This is a genomic window from Pseudomonas sp. M30-35 (genome assembly GCF_002163625.1).
GTDB lineage: Bacteria > Pseudomonadota > Gammaproteobacteria > Pseudomonadales > Pseudomonadaceae > Aquipseudomonas.
In genome coordinates, this window is the sequence record NZ_CP020892.1 from 2772646 (window position 1) to 2793026 (window position 20381).

At 54.1% G+C, this 20381-nt stretch carries 18 protein-coding genes and 2 pseudogenes; 12 read left to right on the top strand and 8 right to left on the bottom strand.

The window, feature by feature from the left end; translation table 11 throughout:
- The first annotated feature begins 75 nt into the window (after positions 1-75).
- The 5 genes from B9K09_RS12740 to B9K09_RS12760 all read left to right on the top strand — a co-directional run bounded on the left by B9K09_RS12740 (position 76) and on the right by B9K09_RS12760 (position 5338).
- Positions 76-447 (top strand): DUF3302 domain-containing protein, encoded by a 372-nt coding sequence (locus tag B9K09_RS12740; protein ID WP_087517172.1) that lies wholly within the window; start codon positions 76-78, stop codon positions 445-447.
- Positions 447-1406, top strand: coding sequence for an HlyD family secretion protein (locus tag B9K09_RS12745; protein ID WP_087517173.1), 960 nt, complete (start codon positions 447-449; stop codon positions 1404-1406). Before B9K09_RS12740 ends, B9K09_RS12745 begins: the two co-directional genes overlap by 1 nt.
- Before the next feature lie 239 nt (positions 1407-1645).
- The gene (locus B9K09_RS12750; protein ID WP_087517174.1) at positions 1646-3115 is read left to right on the top strand and encodes an NCS1 family nucleobase:cation symporter-1; all 1470 of its coding nucleotides are present in this window, start codon (positions 1646-1648) and stop codon (positions 3113-3115) included.
- An 86-nt stretch (positions 3116-3201) separates the two neighbouring features.
- Entirely contained in the window at positions 3202-3936 is a 735-nt protein-coding gene (locus tag B9K09_RS12755; protein ID WP_087517175.1) for an aspartate/glutamate racemase family protein, read from the top strand.
- 46 nt (positions 3937-3982) lie between these two features.
- Positions 3983-5338 carry an NCS1 family transporter gene (locus tag B9K09_RS12760; protein ID WP_087517176.1) on the top strand — a complete coding sequence of 452 codons (1356 nt, stop codon included), beginning with the start codon at positions 3983-3985 and terminating at the stop codon, positions 5336-5338.
- A 57-nt stretch (positions 5339-5395) separates the two neighbouring features.
- Here the strand turns inward: B9K09_RS12760 and B9K09_RS12765 are convergent, their stop codons facing one another.
- Both B9K09_RS12765 and moaA read right to left on the bottom strand, forming a co-directional pair.
- A complete protein-coding gene (locus B9K09_RS12765) occupies positions 5396-6223 on the bottom strand; it encodes a transporter substrate-binding domain-containing protein (protein WP_087517177.1) in 828 nt (275 codons plus the stop codon).
- 105 nt (positions 6224-6328) lie between these two features.
- Positions 6329-7324: a GTP 3',8-cyclase MoaA gene (gene moaA, locus B9K09_RS12770; RefSeq protein ID WP_087517178.1), complete on the bottom strand. Its 996-nt coding sequence runs from the start codon at positions 7322-7324 to the stop codon at positions 6329-6331.
- Between the two features lie 209 nt (positions 7325-7533).
- On the opposite strand from moaA, the gene B9K09_RS12775 reads away from it, so the two are divergent.
- Positions 7534-8178 (top strand): TetR/AcrR family transcriptional regulator, encoded by a 645-nt coding sequence (locus tag B9K09_RS12775; protein ID WP_087517179.1) that lies wholly within the window; start codon positions 7534-7536, stop codon positions 8176-8178.
- A gap of 114 nt (positions 8179-8292) precedes the next feature.
- Here B9K09_RS12775 and B9K09_RS12780 read toward each other — a convergent pair.
- Positions 8293-10003, bottom strand: a pseudogene (locus B9K09_RS12780) (DEAD/DEAH box helicase).
- 354 nt (positions 10004-10357) lie between these two features.
- On the opposite strand from B9K09_RS12780, the gene B9K09_RS12785 reads away from it, so the two are divergent.
- Positions 10358-11149 (top strand): crotonase/enoyl-CoA hydratase family protein, encoded by a 792-nt coding sequence (locus B9K09_RS12785; RefSeq protein WP_087517181.1) that lies wholly within the window; start codon positions 10358-10360, stop codon positions 11147-11149.
- A gap of 109 nt (positions 11150-11258) precedes the next feature.
- On the opposite strand, the gene B9K09_RS12790 is transcribed toward B9K09_RS12785, so the two are convergent.
- Positions 11259-12032, bottom strand: coding sequence for a spermidine synthase (locus B9K09_RS12790; RefSeq protein WP_087517182.1), 774 nt, complete (start codon positions 12030-12032; stop codon positions 11259-11261).
- Positions 12033-12179: 147 nt separating this feature from the next.
- On the opposite strand from B9K09_RS12790, the gene B9K09_RS12795 reads away from it, so the two are divergent.
- The 4 genes from B9K09_RS12795 to B9K09_RS12810 are packed head-to-tail and all read left to right on the top strand — an operon-like array spanning position 12180 to position 16016.
- Complete coding sequence (locus tag B9K09_RS12795) at positions 12180-13514, top strand: NAD(P)/FAD-dependent oxidoreductase (RefSeq protein WP_087517183.1); 1335 nt, start codon at positions 12180-12182, stop codon at positions 13512-13514.
- Between the two features lie 9 nt (positions 13515-13523).
- Positions 13524-14459: a bile acid:sodium symporter family protein gene (locus B9K09_RS12800; RefSeq protein ID WP_087517184.1), complete on the top strand. Its 936-nt coding sequence runs from the start codon at positions 13524-13526 to the stop codon at positions 14457-14459.
- A 2-nt stretch (positions 14460-14461) separates the two neighbouring features.
- Positions 14462-15244, top strand: coding sequence for an SDR family NAD(P)-dependent oxidoreductase (locus B9K09_RS12805; protein ID WP_087517185.1), 783 nt, complete (start codon positions 14462-14464; stop codon positions 15242-15244).
- A gap of 40 nt (positions 15245-15284) precedes the next feature.
- Positions 15285-16016 (top strand): sulfite exporter TauE/SafE family protein, encoded by a 732-nt coding sequence (locus B9K09_RS12810; RefSeq protein ID WP_087517186.1) that lies wholly within the window; start codon positions 15285-15287, stop codon positions 16014-16016.
- 90 nt (positions 16017-16106) lie between these two features.
- Here the strand turns inward: B9K09_RS12810 and B9K09_RS12815 are convergent, their stop codons facing one another.
- From B9K09_RS12815 to B9K09_RS12825, 3 genes are all read right to left on the bottom strand, one after another.
- Positions 16107-16751, bottom strand: a complete 645-nt coding sequence (locus B9K09_RS12815) for a thioredoxin domain-containing protein (RefSeq protein WP_087517187.1) — start codon at positions 16749-16751, stop codon at positions 16107-16109.
- Entirely contained in the window at positions 16748-17191 is a 444-nt protein-coding gene (locus tag B9K09_RS12820; protein WP_087517188.1) for a disulfide bond formation protein B, read from the bottom strand. Before B9K09_RS12820 ends, B9K09_RS12815 begins: the two co-directional genes overlap by 4 nt.
- A gap of 167 nt (positions 17192-17358) precedes the next feature.
- Positions 17359-17700: a hypothetical protein gene (locus tag B9K09_RS12825; RefSeq protein WP_087517189.1), complete on the bottom strand. Its 342-nt coding sequence runs from the start codon at positions 17698-17700 to the stop codon at positions 17359-17361.
- Positions 17701-18007: 307 nt separating this feature from the next.
- Here B9K09_RS12825 and B9K09_RS12830 point away from each other — a divergent pair, with 307 nt between their 5' ends.
- Entirely contained in the window at positions 18008-19354 is a 1347-nt protein-coding gene (locus B9K09_RS12830; RefSeq protein ID WP_087517190.1) for a class II 3-deoxy-7-phosphoheptulonate synthase, read from the top strand.
- Positions 19355-19466: 112 nt separating this feature from the next.
- Here B9K09_RS12830 and B9K09_RS12835 read toward each other — a convergent pair.
- A pseudogene (locus B9K09_RS12835) lies at positions 19467-20379 on the bottom strand (response regulator).
- Between the last annotated feature and the right edge of the window lie 2 nt (positions 20380-20381).

Below are 20381 nucleotides of genomic sequence, written 5' to 3' on the forward strand. Positions count from 1 at the left end.
ATCCTTTACCCCATGTCTGAAAAATCGGGAGTGGGTAAACCTCCCTGAAAACTGATAACAGCACAGGGAAGAAACATGCTTGATTATGTTGCACTAGGCCTCGTGTTTTTCGTGGTGATCGTGTTGTTCTACGGGATCATTGCGCTGCACGACATTCCATACGAAATCGCGGTGCGCCGTAACCACCCCCACCAAGATGCCATTCACGCTACTGGATGGGTGAGCCTCTTCACCCTCCATGCACTTTGGCCGCTGTTATGGATCTGGGCCATGCTCTATCGCGAAGACCGCGGCTGGGGCCTCTCTGATGGAGGGACTCCGAAAAATCATGTTCTACACCTGGAGAGTCAAGTCGCGGATTTACAACAGCGTCTTGCAATCCTGGAGGGAACAGCGCCTACAGAGCCTGAGCAACCTGCCCCACTAGCAAGCGAGGAGCGCCCATAATGGAAACATTAATGGTTCTGACTTATGCCGCTTTTTGCATCGCCATTTTCAAGCTATTCAAAATCCCAATGAATAAATGGACCGTACCCACGGCCGTATTGGGTGGCATTGTGCTTGTCGGCACGTTAGTTTTTGCAATGAATTACAACCACCCCTATTCCGAAGCAACTCGCTCTTACTTCGTGTCCACACCGATTAATCCCGCTGTTAGCGGAATCGTTGCTGAAGTGCCGGTCAAGCCCAATCAACAGTTGAAGAAAGGCGATATATTGTTTCGCATCGACGCAACCCCTTTCCAAGCGAAACTCGACTCACTTAAGGCCCAGTTAACGTCTGCCAAAGCAGACCAAAGCAGAGCTGCCGAGTTGGTGAAACGCAATGTGGGGAACCGCCGTAACCTTGATCTGGCCAGGGCCAATGTCCAAGACCTGACTGCACAAATAGTTGGGGCTCAGTACAACCTCGACCACACCGTTGTTCGTGCACCAGCGGATGGCTTCGTAACACAGGTTTCGCTGCGACCAGGCGTACGCGCCGCACGCTTCCCTATATCCCCGTCGATGATTTTCATTCCGCAAGAGCAGCACTATTACACTGCTTGGATGCGCCAGAATAGCCAGTTGCGCTTAAAGGCCGGAGACCAGGCTGAAATTGCCTTTGATGGTATTCCAGGCCAAGTATTTTCTGGCAAGGTCAGCTTTATATCTAAGGTGATTGGCGAAGGTCAGGTCCGACCGAGCGGCGATATGATCAGTTACTCGAAGTCTCCACCACCGGGTCGCGTACCGGTTTTCATTGAGATCACCGACCCAAAATTCGATCAGTATCGCGATCTTATGCCTGGCGGAGCCTATGCCCAGGCAGCGATTTATACTGAACATTTCCACCATCTATCAGTCATGCGCAAGATACTCCTGCGCATGTCCTCCTGGCTAAACTACATCTTTCCGTTCCATTGATGGCGAGCGGGGGTCAAATAAGGCCACTCACGTAACATTTCAGGTTTTCAAAGGTCATTGCGTATACGCGCAATGGCCTTTTTTTGTGCCAATAAAAAATATCATTGTTGCGTTTAATCAACAAATATGTGTACAACATTGCCCAGTGACTCACGCCGCACCCGCAAAATACGGAACAATAAATGCATACAATCGCCCGATAACGCCACGCTGGCGAACTAATAATTAAGGACGTTCCAATGCCCGATGAAGATCTGAAAATAAAGCACATCGAACCCTCTCTGTATAACGATGACCTTGCGCCGCTTGAACATAAAAAACGCAACTGGGGCAGTTTTGAGATATTCAATGTCTGGTCCAACGATATTCAGAGCCTGTTTGGCTACACGCTGGCTGCCACACTGTTCATCTCATACGGATTGAGTGGCTGGGCTGTGTTGTCTGGCATTGTTCTCGCCGGCTTTATTGTGATGTTTTTAGTCCAGCTAACCGGTAAGCCCAGCGTTAAATACGGCATTCCGTTTCCGGTCATGGCTCGCGCCAGCATGGGCGTTCGTGGTGCAAACTTCCCCGCAATAGTGCGCGGTGTTGTGGCAATTTTCTGGTATGGAGTGCAAACCTACTTCGCCTCAACTGCTGTGGCCTTGATGCTCAACTCGGTTTTTGGCGCGGGTTCGGGCGTTACATTTATGGGGATGACCACAATCGGCTGGTTGTCTTATGTGATTGTGTGCATTTTTCAGGTCGTATTGTTTCTGCGTGGCATCGACTGGATCACCAAGTTTCTCAACTGGGCAGGCCCGTTGGTGTATGCGGTCATGATCGCCTTGATGATCATGATTTGGTACAAGGCAGGTCCATCGTTACTCAGCGAGTTGAGTACAATTTTCCGCGGCACAGGAGAGTACGAAGCTGGCCCTATCGCCGCGTTCGCAGCCGTGGTCGGTACGATGGTTGCCTACTTCGCAGCAGTGGTTATTAACTACGGCGACTTCGCCCGGTTTGTTAAAACTCAAAAACAGATGACCATCGGCAACTTCCTCGGCTTGCCTGTGAGTCTGGCGATTTTCTCGATGATTGCCCTGGTAATCACCGCAGGCACCGTTGTTGTGTTTGGTGAAACGCTGACCAACCCGACGGACATCATTGCTCGTGTCGACAACCTGACGCTGACTATCATCGCGGCAATCACCTTCTTTGCGGCTACGGTCGGCATCAATCTGGTGGCCAACTTTATTCCACCCGCCTATGACATCGCCAATCTGGCGCCCGACCGCATCAGTGCGCGCACCGGGGGCTTTATCACTGCTGGCATTGCCTTCTTTATCGGTGCGCTGTGGGTCTCGTTTATTAGCCAAGTAGGCATTGCCGGCTTCGTTGACACTTTGGGCGCCGTGCTCGCCCCGCTCTACGGCATTATCGTCGCGGACTATTACCTGATCCGTAAACAAAACCTCAACCTGCAACACCTGTTCAGTGCGGATCAGGATGCCAGCTATTACTACGATGGCGGCTGGAACCGCAAAGCCATGGTCGCGTTCGCCATTGCCTCAATCTTTTCGGTCGCCACGGTCTGGGTACCAAGTCTCGCTATCTTCAATGGTTTCTCGTGGATTTTCGGAGCACTACTTGGCGCGCTGTTCCACTACCTGTTGATGCGTGGCCACGGCGCAAGCCTTCGCGTTGCCGCGCCTGAAGCCAGTAACTGAGCTTAATTACTGTCGCTCAGCGAGGTTGAGCGGCAGCGACCCTATCGGGCATTTAGCCACGCTGGACTAACAAGGATCTAGCCACCATGAAAATACGCGTAATAAACCCCAACACCACTGCCAGCATGACCGAGAAAATAGGTGAAGCGGCAAAACTGATTGCTGCGCCCGGCACCCAGATCATCGCCTGTAACCCAGCAAGCGGACCGGTTTCGATTGAAAGCCATTTCGATGAGGCAGTTAGCGCTGTCGGCGTTATTGAGCAGGTCATGGCGGGTGAACGTGACGCTACCGATGCCTACATTATTGCCTGCTTTGGCGACCCGGGCTTACTCGCTGCCCGCGAGCTGACCCGTGCACCAGTGATTGGTATTGCCGAAGCTGCATTCCACTTGGCCACAATGATCAGCACCCGTTTTTCGGTCGTTACTACGCTTGGGCGCACCGGCATCATTGCCGAGCACCTTTTGCAGTCTTACGGTTTTGCCCATCACTGCCGCCGTGTACGCGCCGCGGAAATTCCGGTGCTGGACCTTGAAGACGATGGCGGTCGCGCGCTGGAGTTGATCATCGACGAATGCTTGCGCGCCAAGAAGGAAGACAACATCGGCAGCATCGTGTTGGGTTGTGGCGGCATGGCCGACCTGACCGAGCAAATCAGCGATGCAGTCGGCCTGCCCGTCGTAGAAGGGGTAACCGCCGCAGTCAAACTAGCCGAAACACTCGTCAGCCTCCGTTTAGGCACTAGCAAATTCGGTGATCTCGATTTTCCTCGCCCGAAAGCATTTACCGGGCAATTTAGCGACTTCAGCTCCAAATAGGACCCGCCACGCCTAACGTCTACAAATCTAACAATAAGGAATGACAATGGACAGTCCAAGCACAGCGGCACAAGGTCAAGACCAAGTCACTGCGACCAAAGCACCGGGTGAAGAATCCTTAGCCCCGCAACAACAGCGAATTATGGGTAGGATTTCCTACCTGCTTGCCTGGTTTGGCGGTTGTGTATCAATCGGCACATTTGCCATGGGCTCGAGTATTGTTGGCACCCTTAACCTACTGCAAGCATGCGCGGCAATTGCTATTGGTTGTCTGGTGATTGGTGTAGCCCTGGCCTTCAATGGCGCGGCGGGCTACAAGTACGGCATCCCGTTTATGGTGCAAGCGCGCAGCGCGTTTGGATTTAGCGGCACGCGCTTTCCCGGTTTGGTCAGGGCAGTCCCTGCGATTGTTTGGTACGGATTTCAGAGCTGGATTGGTGCAGGCGCGTTGAATGCTGTGTCTTCGACACTGTTCGGCTTCGACAATCTGGTGCTGTTCTTTGTGATCTTCCAATTTTTGCAAATTGGCCTGTCGATGTATGGCTTCCAAGGCATTAAATGGCTGGAGAATATTGGTAGCGGCTTCATCCTGCTTTCGCTGATTTATATGTTCTACAGCGTGATCAACCGCTACGGCGCCGAAATCACCACCAACCTTGTAAACATCGAAGGTACATGGGGCCTGCCATTCTGGGGCGCGACCATGCTTTTCCTGGGCATCTACAGCACCATGATGCTCAACGTGAGTGATTACTCCCGCGAACTCAAACAAGGCACCGGCCCCGGGTTATTGACGGTGATCTACGCAATGTCAATTCTGCCGTGCACGCTGTTTATGGGCCTGATTGGCTTGATGGTTTCAGGCGCAACCGGTGTTTCTGACCCCATACAGGTGTTTTCCAGCGCAGTCGACAACACACCGTTACTGGTCGCCACCCTGCTGTTCATCGCCTTTGCCCAGGTGACCACCAACGTATTGAATAACGTGGTGCCGCCAACCTACATTCTGATGGATGTATTTAAGCTGCGCTTTCGTACCGCCACCGTGCTGGTCGGTTTACTGGCGTTCTGTACATTCCCATGGGAACTGGTCAAGGATGAGTCATCTGCGGGCCTGCAAATATTCGTCCAGACTTACTCAGCATTCCTTGGGCCGATCTTTGCCGTATTAGTGGTTGATTACTTTATTCTGCGTCGACGCACCCTAGACATCGCCAAACTATACGACGAGCAAGGCCCGTATCGCGGAGTCAACTTCGCAGCCATCATCGCATCACTGCTTGGAGCCGCTGTCGCACTGAGCCTTTCATCAGTGTCATGGTACGCCAGCCTACTTCCTGCAGGTCTGAGCTATTACCTGATGATGCGTCACTGGTCCGTATGTGCACGCTTTCGCCAATAGTGAAAATCGGCCTGTAGCAACTACGGTTGTGCAGGCCCTCACTCACTTGATCAACCGCTACAACGTCTCCCCTGCTGCGGCTTTAGCCCTTTGACGCTTTAGGAAATCGATCTTCCACTGCTCCAGACCCATGAACTCAGAGTTGAGGTTAACCTCGACTTGGTACTTGTCTTTCAGTGCCGCAACCTCAGCGCTTTGCTCGACTAGAAAGCGGTCGAAGCGCTGAATCAATTCTGGGTGCTTGAGGCTCGATAAATGAAAACTGCCACGCGTGTGCGGCAGCTTCGGATCAAACACCAATGCTCCGGGGCGCGCACGAATGTTATCGAGATAGTGCGTGGCCACTACGATATTGAAATAGGCTCCGTCGGTATCTTTCTTCAGCGCCTGCTGGATCATTTTGCGTAGGTCGGTGCTGTAACTGAGTTTGATCTGTTGATTTTCGACTTGTTGCTCATAGGCCCACGGCGTCCAGCCCTGCACAATTGATAGACGTTTTAAGCCGGATAACGGTTGTCCAACTCGCGCTGGCGCAACCAGTACGCCGTCCACATACTCGACCACTGGGTTGCTATAACTTATCGATTTCCCAGCTTTCTGCTCTTGGGCCCAAAGCTCGCTATCCGGATACTTGACATCCACTTGCCCCTCAAGCAGTGCAGGCAACAACTGATTGACCGGCATTGGCTGATAAACCAGCTCAACGCCGCTACTTTCAGCAAATAAATCCAGCAGCTCACGGCTAAAGCCCTGGTAATTACCCTGTTTATCGACGCTGTAGTGCGGGGCAAAAGACAAGGCTTCAACACCAACCACATAACGTTGGGCAGCAACTGGGGCAGAAATTAGAGCGATCGACAAACAGCAGACGTGACGGTGCTTCACAGCAACCCTCCTGGTTATTGTTTTTAGTTTGGGTAGTGCGGTAAACCTGCAATACGGCGGCTGCAGGAGTGAGCGCGATGCCTGGCACTGCACTCCGATCACGGGCTAACCGCCAGTCATACTCATAAACCTGACAACTTGGACTTGCTCATCTGTTGCAAAATGATGGCGCTCAGGTTTGAGCTTGAGCGCATCGATTAGGGTTTCTCGTAGCAGCTCGCCGTTGCCCGGGTTGTTACGCATCAGCGTTTTAAGATCGAGCGCGCCTTCGTTGCCAAGGCATAACACCAGCTGACCTTCAGCCGTTACCCTTACGCGGTTGCAGGCACTGCAGAAGTTATGACTGTGTGGTGAAATAAAACCGACTTGAGTCTGTGTTCCATCGACCTGCCAATAGCGCGACGGCCCGCCGGTTACCTTGGCGCTGCGTGTCAGGCTAAAACGCTTGGATAACCGTTGACGCACCTCATCGCTGGAACAAAAGGTCAGTTGCCGCTGATGGCTGGTGATACTGCCCAACGGCATTTCTTCAATAAAGCTGATGTCCAGGCCACGCTTCACCGCGAACTCAACCAGCGCGACCACTTCATCGTCATTACGACCGCTCTGCACCACGCTATTGAGCTTGATCTTGCTGAAACCTAACGCATTGGCGGCATCAATACCGGCGAGCACTTGCTCCAGCCGGTCACGGCGGGTGAACTCGGCAAAGCGTTCACGCTGCAACGAGTCAAGACTGACGTTAAGCCTGTTAACTCCGGCCGCACATAACTGTGGAGCCAGCTCTGCCAGTTGCGAGCCATTGGTGGTGATCGCTAAATCTTCGAGTTCTTCGCGCTGACCAAGGCGCTCAAGCAGGCTCAGTAAGTTTTTACGGACCAACGGCTCGCCACCGGTAATACGTATACGCGTGACGCCCAACTCAATAAACGCATCGGCAACCGCATACAGCTCCTCAAGACTCAGTATTTGCGAACGCGGCGCAAAAACCATGTCTTCGCTCATGCAATAGGTGCAGCGAAAATCACAGCGATCAGTGACTGATAACCGTAAGTAAGTGATGCGCCGACCAAAGGGGTCGACGAGTTGGGCATTTCGCACAGCAAGTCTCCAAAGCCCGGCAAACAGAACATACCGAATATGAATCTGAGATGACGATACAAGCAGATAATCAAAGCATTGTACATAAATACCTGACTTAAAAGTCAGAATACATTGATAAGCAGCCCAACTTGAGCCGGCTATTGGGCCGGTGCTAACATGCCCGACCGCCGCCCGAGGCCGGGCGCAACATGGACATTTAGAGGCTTATGACCAGTATCCGCGAACGAAACAAAGAGCTGATTCTGCGAGCAGCCAGTGAAGAATTCGCCGAAAAAGGCTTTGCAGCGAGCAAAACCAGCGACATCGCCGCCAAGGCAGGCCTGCCAAAGCCGAACGTTTATTACTACTTCAAATCCAAAGAGAACCTCTATCGCGAGGTGCTCGAGAGCATTATCGAGCCCTTACTGGCAGCCTCTGCGCCATTTAATCAGCCAGGCCAACCGACAGAAGTGCTGACGGGTTACATTCGCTCGAAAATTCGCATCTCACGGGATTTTGCGTTCGCTTCTAAAGTGTTTGCCAGCGAAATAATGCATGGCGCGCCGCACTTGAGCCGCGAGCAAACAGATCAGTTGAACGCCCAAGCCAAGCACAATATCTCATGCATTCAGCGCTGGATTGATCAGGGCTTGATGGCCAAGGTTGATCCCAATCACCTGTTGTTCAGCATTTGGGCCGCGACCCAGACCTATGCTGACTTTGACTGGCAAATCTCTGCGGTGACCGGCAAGGCCAAACTTGATGACGCCGATTACGACGCCGCCATCCAGACCATCACCCGCTTGGTACTCAAAGGCTGTGAGATCAAAGAACACGCAGGCGGGGCATCCGAACAAGTCAGCAGCACCTGAGACGCGGACGACAGAACAACCTGTAATCTTTGCACCCCAGGGCCGCAAGTTATCCAGCAGCGCATTTCAGGCATAAAAAAACCCGCATTTAGCGGGTTTTTTTATTAACGAGAATTAATCCTCGCGATAACGACGCAGCTTGAGCGGCTTACCACCGACGCGCGTATCTTTCAGCTTGCCGAGCAGACGGTCGAGACCTTCTTCTGGCAATTCAACCAGACTGAAGCTCTCACGAATCTGGATACGACCGATTGCCTCACGCGCCAGGCCACCCTCATTGAGGATTGCGCCAAGCAGGTTTTTTGCAGCGATACCATCACGCGCACCGAGCGCGGTACGGCAACGAGCACGGCCTTCGCCCAATGGCATTGGTGCACGACGCTCACGATCACCACGGACTGGACGCTCGCCACGATCAGGACGGTCACCACGGTCACGTGGGCCGCTGCTTGGAACCAATGGCTGCTCTTTCTCAACATCAGCCAGAGTCAGTGCTTGGCCGTTAGTCGCTTTGCGCAACAGAGCCGCTGCCAGCGCACTAGGGGTGCAACCGATGTCAGCAGTCAGACGCTCAAGCAGCTCACCGTGGCTTGCTTCAGCATCAGCCACCAGCGGAGCCAGGCTCGCGGTCAACTTCTTGATGCGAGCATCAAGTACTTGCTGAGCATTTGGCAGCTTGGCTTCGCCAACTTTCTGGCCGGTTACACGTTCAATCACTTGCAGCATACGGCGCTCACGCGGCGTTACCAGCAACAGTGCGCGGCCTTCGCGACCGGCACGGCCAGTACGGCCGATACGGTGCACGTAAGACTCTGGATCGTACGGCATGTCAACGTTGAACACGTGAGTAATACGCGGAACGTCAAGACCACGCGCTGCAACGTCAGTCGCAACAACGATATCCAGACGGCCATCTTTCAACGAGTCAATAACGCGCTCACGCTGGTTCTGCGCGATATCGCCATTCAGCGCAGCAGCCTTGTAGCCTTTGGCTTCAAGCGCGCTAGCCAAGTCCAGAGTTGCTTGCTTGGTACGCACGAAGGCGATCAAAGCATCAAACTCTTCAACTTCCAGCAAGCGCAATACTGCGTTTACTTTCTGGTCAGCGTGGATCAACAGGTGAGCTTGCTCGATACGGGCAACAGTCTGAGTCTTGGCAGCAATTTTGATGTGCTGTGGCGTCTTCAGATGCTTTTCAGCAATGGCACGGATCGAATGCGGCAATGTTGCCGAGAACAATACAGTCTGGCGGCTTTCTGGCATGGCCTGGAAGATGACTTCCAGATCATCCATGAAGCCCAGCTTGAGCATTTCATCAGCTTCGTCGAGAACCAGATGCTGAATAGTCGAAAGCACTTTTTCATCGCGACGCAGGTGGTCAACCAGGCGACCTGGAGTTGCAACGATAACCTGAGCACCCTGACGGATTGCTTTAAGCTGTGGGCCCATTGGCGCGCCACCGTAAACGGCAACGACATTGAGACCAGGCATTTGCTTGGAATAGGTTTCAAACGCGGTAGCAACCTGCAAAGCCAGCTCGCGAGTTGGCGCGAGGATCAGCGCTTGGGGCTCACGCTTGGCTGGGTCGATGAGGCTCAGTAACGGCAGCGCGAATGCTGCAGTTTTACCGGTACCGGTTTGCGCTTGGCCGATCATATCGTGGCCGGCGAGAATTACAGGGATGGCTTGCTGCTGGATCGGAGAAGGTTCTTCGTAGCCAACTGTAGTCAGGGCTGCGAGAATATTTTGGGTAAGTCCGAGCGCGGCGAAGCCGCCGATTTCCTGGGTCATGGGTCTGCCTCTAAGTGCATCCGCAAAGACCCATGCTCCAAAGCTGCGCATGCCGTGTAAGACCCTAAAGTCACCCTGGCAGCCGTGTCGGCGGGGATTTGCGAAAACGTAATGATAATTGAATCGTTAAGGATAGCCCGTTATACGGACTGGCTGCCGAGGAAAGCCCTCGAGCGAGTTGCACTACCTGAACGCGGCCATGAATTGACCGGCGCGCACTATACCGGAAAAGCTGACAAATGTGACGGTTTTCCGTTAATTAAACTCAAACACTGCCAAACGGTCATATTTTCAAGCCTTGTATAAACAGCCTCTACAAGACTTGGACAAGCCCATTCTGGGCAGCTATACCCCTGTAAACGCTGAATATCTGGAAGGACCTGTTGTTATGAGCGAAAGCAACGCCGGGAGAGTTAGTCGCGAAAAGCATGGTCACATCATGTTGATTGGCCTTGATCGAGCCGCTAAGCGTAATGCTTTTGACCTCGATATGCTCAACGCTTTATGCATGGCTTACGGGGAGTTTGAGCGCGATAATGATGCTCGCGTCGCGTTGGTATTTGCCCACGGTGATCACTTCACCGCTGGCCTCGACCTGGCCAATATCGGGCCAGAGTTCAGCGCTGGCTGGCAAGTTCCTGCGGGCGGCTGTGACCCGTGGGGCGTATTTGGCGGGCCACGGGTCAACAAACCGGTCATAGTTGCGGCAAAGGGCTACTGCTACACCATTGGTATCGAACTGATGCTCGCCTCGGATATCAGCCTATGCGCCAGCAACACCCGCTTTGCACAGATGGAGGTGCAACGCGGCATCTTCCCTTTTGGCGGGGCAACCTTGCGCATGCCTCACATAACCGGTTGGGGCAATGCCATGCGCTGGTTGCTGACCGGCGACGAATTTGATGCACACGAGGCCTACCGCTTGAGCCTGGTGCAGGAAGTTCTCGCCAGCGAAGAGCTGATGCCGCACGCCATGTGGCTGGCCGAACGTATTGCCGCACAAGCGCCACTGAGTGTTCGCGCGACATTAGCCAGCGCCCGCCTGGGGGTGCGTGAAGGTGAAGCCGTGGCCACGGCTAACCTGCATCCAACCCTGCTCAAGCTGATGAAAACCGAAGATGCCAAAGAAGGTGTCAAGGCCATGCTTGAGCGCCGCCCCGGAGACTTCAAGGGTCGCTAAACCCGGTTAGCCAACCTCCATTTGGGTAAATACCGGGATGCTGTTTGCGCTCCGGTGGACAAGCTTCGCTTGTCGCACCCTACGTGAGTAACGGCTTTCGCCAGCCTGGTTAGCTGGCGGGGCGAAGCGCAGAGATCAGTGGCTGCAGCGAATACCCCAGCGCAGGCGCTAAACGCTCAGCACGCGCTTGCAAACCCTGCATATCAAGTTGCTGCTCAAGGTCCGCCGGCACCAGCAACATGACGTTGCCCTCTTTTACCGGACATTCCCAATAATGCCGATTAAATAAGCCTCTCAGTAATGCCGCACCCAGCGGTTTACCATCATCTGAAGCCCACTGATTGATAATCAACCAGCCGCCCGGATTGAGTTTGCGTTGGCACTCATCCAGAAAGCGCCACGCCAGATGCGCAACACCGGGGCCGTGATCGGTATATAGATCAACGAATATCAAGTCTGCGGTTTCCGCGCTGGGCAGCAGATCCATGGCATCACCGATACGCACGGTTAACCGCGGATCATCATCAAGCCCTAGAAACTCCATTGCCAGTCTCGGTACATCTGCGCGTAGCTCGATGGTTTCCACGTCATCGAGCGGCAAGAACTTCAGGCAAGCCTGAGTCAGATTGCCCGCTCCCAAACCGAGAAACAACGCAGTTTCTGGCGCTTCGTGGGCCAGTGCGCCCAAGAACATCGCCCGCGTGTAATCGTATTCGAGCCAGCTTGGATCAGCCGTGAACACGCAACTCTGTTCAATCGCCTCGCCAAATTCGAGAAACCGATATTCACCGATCTCAACCACGCGAATCACGCCGAACGCATCATGTACTTCAGCCAGCAAGCGTTCGTCTTGCAGCTCATCATCCGGAGGTAATCCAGGCATCACCCGCTCTCTACCGTGACATCCCTGACCAGGAAACGTCGGGGAAAGGCGCCGATTGTCATTGAAGAAGCCCCCCGAGGTCACGCAATAATTAATCCCAGCAATAGCTGCCAAGCTTAAACAACAATAAAACGCTAGAGGTTTCGTATGTACGCCATCATCGGCGCAGGCCCAATGGGCTTGTGCACCGCACGCCAACTGAAAAAGTACGGCATCGACTTTATTGGCTTCGAGCTTAATAACGATGTGGGTGGTTTGTGGGACATTGATAACCCGCACAGCACCATGTACCAGTCTGCTCACTTAATTTCGTCGAAAGGCACGACTCAATTTACCGAGTTCCCGATGCGCGATGATGTAGCGCCCTACCCTCACCACAGTCAAATGCGCCGCTATTTCCGTGACTATGCAGAACATTTTGAGCTGCGTCCGCACTACCAGTTCAATACCCGTGTTGTGGGGATCCAGCGTTTGGACAAAGGCTGGGAGTTGATCAGCGAACACAACGGCGAGCAACGTACCTGGCAGTTCGACGGTGTATTGATCGCCAATGGCACGCTGCATAAACCCAATATGCCAAAGCTGCCTGGCGAGTTTAGCGGCGCGCTGATGCACTCCAGCGATTATTCAACGCCAGCGGTGTTTAGCGGCAAGCGCGTGCTGATTGTGGGCTGTGGCAACTCGGCGTGCGATATTGCTGTCGACGCGGTACACCATGCGGCCTCAGTTGATCTGTCGACACGCCGTGGTTATTACTTTCTACCCAAGTTCATTCTGGGCAAGCCGACCGATACCTTTGGTGGTGCGGTCAAGCTGCCGCGCCCAATGAAGCAATTTATCGATGGCCTGATGGTCCGCGCATTGGTTGGCAAACCCTCCAACTACGGCCTGCCAGACCCCGATTACAAACTGTATGAATCTCATCCGGTGATGAACTCATTGGTCTTGCATCACCTCGGTCATGGTGACATCAAGGCGCGGCGCGACATCGCTAAAATCGATGGGCAACAGGTGACCTTCAGCGACGGCGAAACTGCTGAGTACGATCTGATCCTGCAAGGCACCGGCTACAAGCTCGACTACCCGTTTATCGAGCGCGAGCATCTCAACTGGCCAGATCGGGTCGGCGCACCACAGCTGTACCTGAATGTATTTCACCCCGAGTACGATGACCTGTTCATGATGGGCATGGTTGAAGCCTCTGGCCTCGGCTGGCAAGGCCGTGATGAACAGGCTGAGCTGGTCGCCTTGTATATTCATCAGTTGCAGCAAGGCAGCGCAGCCGCCAAAGCCTTCCAAGTAATCAAGCGTGAGCGTGCAAGCATTCGCCTCGATGGCGGCTATAACTATCTTGAGCTGGAACGCATGGCCTACTACGTACACAAAGACACTTACCGGCAAAACATTGCTAAACACAGCGCCGAGCTGAAAAGTGAAATGACCAACCAGCCTGCGTCACTCTTGACCCACAGCGCACTGTAAGGACGACTTTTGGAAAGCGTGGCGATTCAATTCGACCCATCGAGTTTACTGCTGATCAACATCATCTTGTCGGTGATGATGTTCGGCGTCTCGCTGGACCTCAAAGCTGATGACTTCAAACGCATTGCGCGTGAACCCAAAGCACCGGTTATTGGCTTGGTCGCGCAGTTTATTTTGCTGCCCGCACTCACTTGCCTGGCTTGCTGGGCCTTAAAGATTGATCCAATGCTGGCAATGGGCATGGCACTCGTCGCTGCTTGTCCGGGTGGCAGTTTCTCAAACATCATGACCTGGATGGCGGGCGGTAATGTCGCGGTATCGGTGAGCATGACTGCCGTTTCCAGTGTCGCCGCCAGCGTGCTGACCCCGCTTAACTTCGGCCTGTACGCTTGGCTAAACCCTTACACGCGCCCGCTGTTAACCGAGATTTCAATTGACCCACTGAATTTACTGCTGATGGTGCTGTTGGTTCTGGGGCTGCCGCTGATACTGGGCATGTGGGTTGGTAAGCACTTTCCAACCCTGTCAAAACGCATCGAAAAGCCGCTGCGCATTTTTGCTCTGTTAGTGATGCTGGCATTTGTTGGGATCGCCTTTGGCAAGAACTTCGAGCAGTTCCTCAGTAGCTTCCATTTATTCTTCTGGTTGGTGGTTGCGCATAACGCGCTAGCCCTCTCCACTGGCTACATCTGCGCACGGCTGAGTGGCTTGCCAGCGGCGGATCGCCGTGCAATCACCCTTGAGGTCGGAATCCAAAACTCAGCCCTAGGCCTGGTGATCATTTTCACCTTCTTCCCGCACGCCAGCGGCATGCTGTTGATCGCGGCGTTCTGGGGTTGCTGGCACTTGGTAACAGGCATGAGTCTGGCTTATTTCTGGTCCCGCCGACCGCTAACTGATGCCACCACGCCACTCAATAAACTGACGCCAGTCGGAGAAAAATAGCCATGAAAGTCGTCCTCATTACCGGGGCAGCCAGCGGCCTCGGCTGGGAGCTTGCACGCGCCTGCCACGTCCGCGGATATGCTCTGTTGCTAACCGATATCAATGCTACGAGCCTGGCTGAACGGGTCGATCAACTCGGCGGCGAACAATTGCTGGGCATTGCTGGCGATATTACTGACCCCGACATTCACAGCCAGCTACTGCAAGCCTGCAACGACAAGTTTGGTCGCCTGGACCTGTTGATCAATAATGCAGGCATCACGCATCGCTCGCCAACCATCAAGACTCAGCCTGCGGTGTTCCGCAAAGTCATGGCCGTCGACTATCACGCGCCATTGGAGTTAACCCTAAGCGCTCTGCCGTTGTTACGCCAAAGCGCTGGTCAGGTCGCAGCGATTGGCTCGATGGCCGGTTGGATGCCGGTGCTGGGTCGGGCAGGTTATTGCGCGGCGAAAAGCGCACTGAGCCAAAGTTTCGAGGTATTGCGAGCAGAGATCAGCAAAGACGGTATTGGTATGCTGATGGTCTACCCAAGTTTTCTCGACACGCCGATTGATCGCAATGCGTTGGGCGCGGATGGCAAACTTGCCGGGCATGCCCGCTCAACCATCGGCCAGATTCGTGGCGCCGACTGGATGGCCGAGCAAATTTTGCTTGCAGTTGAACAACGCCGTGAACGCTTGTTTCCGGATCGAGGCAGCTGGTTTGCCAGTCTGTTGTGGCGGATTGCACCGGCGTTTTACTACAGAAAAATGAGCCAACGCTTTGCCGATGAAATGCTTTAACCCCCCCCTGCACAACCCACCCTTTAGAAAGAGAGACCCAATGGAATTGGCTTGGATTGCCCTCGGCGTATTTATATTGCTGGCCTATACGCTTGAAGCAATTACCGGCTTTGGCAGTATTGTCATTGCCTTGTCGCTTGGCGCATTACTGCTACCAATTGAGCTGCTACTGCCGATTTTGGTACCGCTGAACATCTGCATGACCGGCTATTTAAGCTGGCAATACCGCAAGCTGATCGATCGTAGGTTATTGCTCGGCATGATCCTGCCCGGCATGGCTGTCGGCACCCTGATTGGCTATGCATTGCTGCCGGTCATTGACGCTCAGCTTGCCAAACGTGCACTTGGTGTATTGATCTTATTATTTGCCGGACGCGAACTGTGGCGCCTGCGCAATACCAGCCTCAGCGTAACGCGGCCGCTTTGGCAAAGTAGAGTGATCACTGTTGCAGCGGGCATCTGCCACGGGCTGTTTGCCTCTGGCGGTCCATTGTTGGTCCATGCACTGGCTGGTAACACGCTGGATAAAAGCCGCTTTCGCGCCACCTTGGTTTGCGTCTGGTTCAGCCTTAACTCGCTGCTCACGCTGGCCTTTATACTCGACGGCAGGCTTTTCCCAACGTTACCCCAAGCCCTGCTCTACGCCCCGTTGCTACCGCTCGGTATCTGGCTCGGTGAATACCTGCACCGACGCGTTAATGAACAGTATTTTCGCATCGCCATTTACAGCCTATTGCTCATCACCGGCTGCTTGTTATTGATCCCACGCTAAGGAACCTCTGAAAAACTATTGTGCTTCAGCGACAGCAACCAACGGGCAGGTACTTGCACCTGCCCGTTGGCATAGCCACAACCACCCAACTTATTTAGTTTGGGCAACCTCTTCTTCGACCAAGTTAATCAACTGCTGAGAACCAAAGCTCGGTAGCGATTTACCGTTGACGAAAAAGGTCGGTGTCTGCCTGATACCCACCGCTTTTGCATCCGCTGAGTCCTTTTCCAAGGTTGAGGTGATATCCGCGCTCATCATCTCGGCTTTGGCTTTGTCTATATCCAAACCAGCTCCTTTTGCCGCAACCCAAGCCATTTTTGCTTGCGGATCATCGTGCCATTGCGGCTGTGAAGCCATTACAGCCTCCAACACCTGCGAATAAACGCCCTGCTTGCGGGCGGTCTCAAGGATTCGTGCAGCGGTTTCCGAAGCTTCGTGAAACAGCACATAACGCAGCACCAAACGCACGTCATCCGGGTTGTCGGCAATCAGCTTTTTAACCAGAGGGAAAAACGCACGACAGGCCTCGCAAGATGGGTCGAAGAACTCGACGATGGTGACCGGTGCATTCGCGGCCCCAATCACGGGTGAGTGAAAGCGCACCAGCGAACTTGAGGCTGTTTGTGGTGCATAAGTTTGTTCGGGTGCTTGCGCCGACTTAAACCAAATGGCCGCGGCCGCGAAAGCAATTACCAGCACGCTGGCAACTACCAGCACAGTTACTCGTCTGCTCATTGTGTAGATCTCCGGGAAATAATAAGAAGAAGCGCACTGATCAGGCTGAATATGATCAACGACAGCACAGGCAGCGCAATGCCGCCCAAAATAGTCATGTTGCTATCGGTACAAGAGCCACCAGCACCACAAGGCTCGATGCTGTCACCAAAGACGCCTAGATACAGCAGGCTGTGATAGAGCGCGATCAACCAGCCAAGGCTGGCAACGGGCAATGCATAGCGCCAGACACTGGTATCCGAGCGATAACAGGCAATACCCAGAATGATCACCAGCGGAAACATGAATACGCGCTGAAACCAGCAAAGGTTACAGGGTGCTTGCCCCATCACCTCGCCAATAAAGAGCGCACTCAAGGTTGCCACCAGCGCCAATCCCCATGCACTGAGCAGCAGGTACCAGGAGTTGATTGCATGAGCCTTGTTCGCAGTGGCGGTCATGTTCGCCACCCACGGACTGGCTCAAAGACAGTTACGTTGTCAGGCACGGCGATACGACACAGATGCGCAAACAGCGCACCCGCCCCGTGAAGAGCAAGCAATTGCATAAAGTGATTCCTAATTGCAGATATCTGGAGCCGCGATGCGGCTAATGGTCAGATCAGCAATCAGGCCCGCGGGGGGCGTTCAATCGGCTCGATAAAGCGCACGGGGTCACGATGCCAGGTGCTGTTTGTCGGCACATGACTGCGCAATGATGCAGATGCCTCATACGATGCAACGAGCGAAGGCGGCTCGTGTGCATGGTCAGCGGTAGAGGAAGATTGATTGTCAGCCGTGCAGAGCACACAGGAGGTCGATGTCGTCTGGCTTTTGTTTGCATCCGCTGTAGCCACAGCCGTTGGTGGCTGAATACCGGTCAGCAAGGCACTGGTCTGCCAAAGCCAGACCATTAAAAAGGTCAGGCTTAGCGCGCGGAGCATTTTCAGCGAGAAAGTGCAGCGTGGCATTTACAGTATTCCATGCGGATAACAGCCGAGCTAAGTGCATCTGCGTGCAGCGAAAGCCGTACAGTTGCGTAGACGCCATTCGAGCATAGCCGTTGATTCCTGGGCAAGGGCTTGGCGCAACAATTGATTACCGCGTGCTACGAAGCACTCTGCAAGCCCTCAGACGCTTCAGGCCAGCGCCCTAAATTTCACCGAAACACGATAAATCAGCAATCGATACAGGCGGTCTATCACAGCAATATTTATCAAGCGCAAAGCCAATCGGTTAACATGCATACCTGCCTAACTTATGGAATTGAGAACCGCGATGTCACAACCTTGGAGTCCCGACAGCTGGAGAGCCCGCCCAATCCAGCAACAACCACACTACCCGGACGCAGCCCACTTGGCTAAAGTCGAGCAAACCCTGGCCGGTTATCCGCCGCTGGTATTTGCAGGCGAAGCCCGAGAGTTGCGTCGCCAGTTTGGGGAAGTCACCCAAGGCCGTGCTTTTTTGCTCCAGGGCGGTGATTGCGCTGAAAGTTTTGCCGAATTTAGTGCCGGTAAGATTCGCGACACCTTCAAGGTACTGCTGCAAATGGCGATTGTCATGACCTTCGCCGCCGGTTGTCCTGTGGTCAAGGTGGGTCGCATGGCTGGCCAATTCGCCAAGCCACGCTCGGCCAATGATGAAACTATCGACGGCACCACCCTGCCCGCCTACCGCGGCGATATCGTCAATGGCATCGGCTTTGACACGGCCAGTCGCGTGCCGGACCCGGAGCGCCTGCTGCAGGCTTACCACCAGTCGACAGCATCGCTGAACTTGCTGCGCGCGTTCGCTCAGGGCGGCTTTGCCGACTTGCACCAAGTGCATCAATGGAACCTCGACTTTATTGCCAACTCGGATCTTGCCGAGAAATACAGCGCCCTTGCCGACCGCATTGATGAAACCCTGGCCTTTATGCGCGCATGCGGCATGGACGCTTCGGCGCAGGTGCGTGAGACCAGTTTTTTCACCGCCCACGAAGCTCTGCTGCTGGGTTATGAACAGGCTTTTGTGCGTAAAGATAGCCTCACCGGGCGTTTTTACGATTGTTCCGCGCATATGCTCTGGATTGGTGATCGCACTCGCCAGCTCGACGGCGCGCACGTTGAGTTCCTACGCGGCGTGGAAAACCCAATCGGGGTCAAAGTCGGACCCAGCATGGACAGCGAAGACTTGATCCGCTTGATCGACATACTCAACCCTGAGAATGATCCGGGTCGCCTCAACCTGATCGTACGCATGGGCGCCGACAAAGTTGAAGCGGGCCTGCCGCGCCTGATTCAAACCGTGCAACGCGAAGGCCGTAACGTGCTTTGGAGCTCGGACCCGATGCACGGCAACACCATCAAAGCCTCAAGCGGCTACAAGACCCGCGACTTTGCGCAGATTCTTGCCGAGGTCAAGCAGTTCTTTGCCGTACATCAGGCTGAAGGCACCTACGCTGGCGGCATCCACATCGAGATGACCGGACAGAATGTCACCGAGTGCATCGGCGGTTCTCGGCCAATCACCGAAGATGACTTATCTGATCGCTACCACACTCACTGTGACCCACGGATGAATGCTGATCAGTCCTTGGAATTGGCGTTCTTGATTGCGGAAACCCTAAAACAGGTTCGCCGCTAAACACCAATAGTGCGGATGACGCTTTTTCATCCGCCACGTGGTACCCGCCCTTCATCCCGCTTGAGCCTTGGGCTGGTTGAGTCAGGGCGGCGAGTCGCCCGCCCTTGCCTCACTATGCGCTGAGCCGTTCACGCAAACGGCCCAGCATGCCAAACAAACTACCGACTCGCTCACGCTCTGGCTCATTGGTCGGCACCTGCGCCAAACGCATCACCACTTGCTCAGGCTGGGTACGCCAGATAATCGCCTGCTCGACCGCAGCGCTGAGGCCCTTCTCAAACATTCCGCGACGTATAGGCTTGGGTAAATAGCGGAATATTTGCGCCTCGTTGATCAACTTGTGTATCGCAAAACGGCGTCACCACAAGGCTCAATAACCGCGGATGGGCTTGTGCCAGCGTTTTCAACAACGGTGCGGTCTCATCCCCTGCCAGTTTTAAATCACTGACCAATAGGTCAACCGGCTCAGAGTTGAGAATGTGCATCGCCTCGGCGATATTGCGCACACGCAACAAGCGATGAGCGCCTTGCTGGCAAAAATCATCAACCACAGACAACGTCTCAGCGTCATTATCCAGCAGCAACACATTAAGCCGAGCGCTCATGGCGCTAATCGTCGACAACTCAACATGTTCGCTAACGAGCGGCTGGCGCATGGCAATTTCAGCCGCCTGGCGCAGGGTAAACGCCATTTCCTGCTGATCCCAGGGTTTGGTCAGGTAACGGAAGATACCGCCGTTGTTTAACGCATCGACGGCTGCATCCAAGTCTGAATAGCCGGTCAACAAGATGCGCAGGGTGTTGGGTGCAAGCTCTTGGGCCTGTGCCAGTAACTCCGCGCCAGTCATTTGCGGCATACGCTGGTCGCTGACCAGGATATGCACCGACTCGCTTTCTAAACGCTGCAACGCACGGTGCGGGTCACTTTCAGTCAACACCTCATATTGGCGCCTGAACTGCACCGCCAAGCTGCGCAATATGCGTTCTTCGTCATCGACAAACATGATGCGTGGCAAATTACTCATAA

Bases quoted from the DNA above. Each gene is read 5' to 3' on its own strand.
- B9K09_RS12775 (WP_087517179.1), top strand. From the start codon at position 7,534: ATGACCAGTATCCGCGAACGAAACAAAGAGCTGATTCTGCGAGCAGCC.
- B9K09_RS12810 (WP_087517186.1), top strand. From the start codon at position 15,285: ATGGAATTGGCTTGGATTGCCCTCGGCGTATTTATATTGCTGGCCTAT.
- B9K09_RS12755 (WP_087517175.1), top strand. From the start codon at position 3,202: ATGAAAATACGCGTAATAAACCCCAACACCACTGCCAGCATGACCGAG.
- B9K09_RS12820 (WP_087517188.1), bottom strand. From the start codon at position 17,191: ATGACCGCCACTGCGAACAAGGCTCATGCAATCAACTCCTGGTACCTG.
- B9K09_RS12805 (WP_087517185.1), top strand. From the start codon at position 14,462: ATGAAAGTCGTCCTCATTACCGGGGCAGCCAGCGGCCTCGGCTGGGAG.
- B9K09_RS12745 (WP_087517173.1), top strand. From the start codon at position 447: ATGGAAACATTAATGGTTCTGACTTATGCCGCTTTTTGCATCGCCATT.
- B9K09_RS12830 (WP_087517190.1), top strand. From the start codon at position 18,008: ATGTCACAACCTTGGAGTCCCGACAGCTGGAGAGCCCGCCCAATCCAG.
- B9K09_RS12790 (WP_087517182.1), bottom strand. From the start codon at position 12,032: ATGCCTGGATTACCTCCGGATGATGAGCTGCAAGACGAACGCTTGCTG.
- B9K09_RS12740 (WP_087517172.1), top strand. From the start codon at position 76: ATGCTTGATTATGTTGCACTAGGCCTCGTGTTTTTCGTGGTGATCGTG.
- B9K09_RS12795 (WP_087517183.1), top strand. From the start codon at position 12,180: ATGTACGCCATCATCGGCGCAGGCCCAATGGGCTTGTGCACCGCACGC.
- B9K09_RS12815 (WP_087517187.1), bottom strand. From the start codon at position 16,751: ATGAGCAGACGAGTAACTGTGCTGGTAGTTGCCAGCGTGCTGGTAATT.
- B9K09_RS12785 (WP_087517181.1), top strand. From the start codon at position 10,358: ATGAGCGAAAGCAACGCCGGGAGAGTTAGTCGCGAAAAGCATGGTCAC.
- B9K09_RS12760 (WP_087517176.1), top strand. From the start codon at position 3,983: ATGGACAGTCCAAGCACAGCGGCACAAGGTCAAGACCAAGTCACTGCG.
- B9K09_RS12750 (WP_087517174.1), top strand. From the start codon at position 1,646: ATGCCCGATGAAGATCTGAAAATAAAGCACATCGAACCCTCTCTGTAT.
- B9K09_RS12825 (WP_087517189.1), bottom strand. From the start codon at position 17,700: ATGCCACGCTGCACTTTCTCGCTGAAAATGCTCCGCGCGCTAAGCCTG.